1 rRNA gene is annotated in these 2,292 nt (G+C 53.8%); it reads left to right on the top strand.

Annotation, left to right across the window (positions count from 1 at the left end):
- A 23S ribosomal RNA gene (locus AY633_RS08680) occupies nt 1–2,274 on the top strand; the annotation flags it as partial.
- Between the last annotated feature and the right edge of the window lie 18 nt (nt 2,275–2,292).

The following is a 2,292-nucleotide window of genomic DNA, read 5'->3' as shown; positions in this document are numbered from 1 at the left end:
AAGCCGGAGCCGCAGCGAAAGCGAGTCTGAATAGGGCGAATGAGTATGTAGTTGTAGACCCGAAACCAGGTGATCTACCCATGTCCAGGGTGAAGGTAAGGTAACACTTACTGGAGGCCCGAACCCACGCACGTTGAAAAGTGCGGGGATGAGGTGTGGGTAGCGGAGAAATTCCAATCGAACCTGGAGATAGCTGGTTCTCTCCGAAATAGCTTTAGGGCTAGCCTCAAGAAGAGAATCCTGGAGGTAGAGCACTGTTTGGACTAGGGGCCCATCCCGGGTTACCGAATTCAGACAAACTCCGAATGCCAGTGATTTATACTTGGGAGTCAGACTGCGAGTGATAAGATCCGTAGTCAAGAGGGAAACAGCCCAGACCACCAGCTAAGGTCCCCAAATATCCGTTAAGTGGAAAAGGATGTGGCGTTGCTTAGACAACCAGGATGTTGGCTTAGAAGCAGCCATCATTTAAAGAGTGCGTAATAGCTCACTGGTCGAGTGACACTGCGCCGAAAATGTACCGGGGCTAAACGGATTACCGAAGCTGTGGATGGACATCGTAGATGTCCGTGGTAGGAGAGCGTTCTAAGGGCGTTGAAGTCAGACCGGAAGGACTGGTGGAGCGCTTAGAAGTGAGAATGCCGGTATGAGTAACGAAAGACGGGTGAGAATCCCGTCCACCGAATGCCTAAGGTTTCCTGAGGAAGGCTCGTCCGCTCAGGGTTAGTCGGGACCTAAGTCGAGGCCGATAGGCGTAGACGATGGACAACAGGTTGATATTCCTGTACCACCTCCCCGCCGTTTGAGTAATGGGGGGACGCAGAAGGATAGGGTGAGCGTGCCGTTGGTTGTGCACGTCCAAGTTGTGAGATGAGAAACGAGGCAAATCCCGTTTCTACATACATCAAGCAGTGATGGCAAGAGGTTTAACCTCAGAGTCCCTGATTTCACACTGCCAAGAAAAGCCTCTAGCGAGGCGGGAGGTGCCCGTACCGCAAACCGACACAGGTAGGCGAGAAGAGAATTCTAAGGTGAGCGAGTGAACTCTCGTTAAGGAACTCGGCAAAATGACCCCGTAACTTCGGGAGAAGGGGTGCTCTGGTAGGGTGTTAAAGCCCGAGAGAGCCGCAGTGAATAGGCCCAGGCGACTGTTTAGCAAAAACACAGGTCTCTGCAAAACCGTAAGGTGACGTATAGGGGCTGACGCCTGCCCGGTGCTGGAAGGTTAAGGGGAGTGCTTAGCGCAAGCGAAGGTGCGAACCGAAGCCCCAGTAAACGGCGGCCGTAACTATAACGGTCCTAAGGTAGCGAAATTCCTTGTCGGGTAAGTTCCGACCCGCACGAAAGGCGTAACGATCTGGGCACTGTCTCAACGAGAGACTCGGTGAAATTATAGTACCTGTGAAGATGCAGGTTACCCGCGACAGGACGGAAAGACCCCGTGGAGCTTTACTGTAGCCTGATATTGAATTTTGGTGCAACTTGTACAGGATAGGTAGGAGCCAGAGAACCCGGAGCGCCAGCTTCGGGGGAGGCGTCGGTGGGATACTACCCTGGTTGTATTGAACTTCTAACCCACAAGCCTAAGCGGCTTGGGAGACAGTGTCAGGCGGGCAGTTTGACTGGGGCGGTCGCCTCCTAAAGAGTAACGGAGGCGCTCAAAGGTTCCCTCAGAATGGTTGGAAATCATTCGCAGAGTGTAAAGGCACAAGGGAGCTTGACTGCGAGACGGACAGGTCGAGCAGGGTCGAAAGACGGACTTAGTGATCCGGTGGTTCCGCATGGAAGGGCCATCGCTCAACGGATAAAAGCTACCCCGGGGATAACAGGCTTATCTCCCCCAAGAGTCCACATCGACGGGGAGGTTTGGCACCTCGATGTCGGCTCATCGCATCCTGGGGCTGTAGTCGGTCCCAAGGGTTGGGCTGTTCGCCCATTAAAGCGGTACGCGAGCTGGGTTCAGAACGTCGTGAGACAGTTCGGTCCCTATCCGTCGCGGGCGCAGGAAATTTGAGAGGAGCTGTCCTTAGTACGAGAGGACCGGGATGGACACACCGCTGGTGTACCAGTTGTTCTGCCAAGAGCATCGCTGGGTAGCTATGTGTGGCCGGGATAAGTGCTGAAAGCATCTAAGCACGAAGCCCCCCTCAAGATGAGATTTCCCATTGCGCAAGCAAGTAAGATCCCTCAGAGACGATGAGGTAGATAGGTTCGGGGTGGAAGCGTGGCGACACGTGCAGCTGACGAATACTAATCGATCGAGGACTTAACCAATAACTGAAATGCGTTTCC

The sequence above is a fragment of the Planococcus maritimus genome, from assembly GCF_001592825.1.
GTDB classification, from domain to species: domain Bacteria; phylum Bacillota; class Bacilli; order Bacillales_A; family Planococcaceae; genus Planococcus; species Planococcus maritimus_C.
The sequence above is the reverse complement of the archived record's forward strand: the minus strand, read 5'-3'. Positions and strand labels throughout refer to the sequence as shown.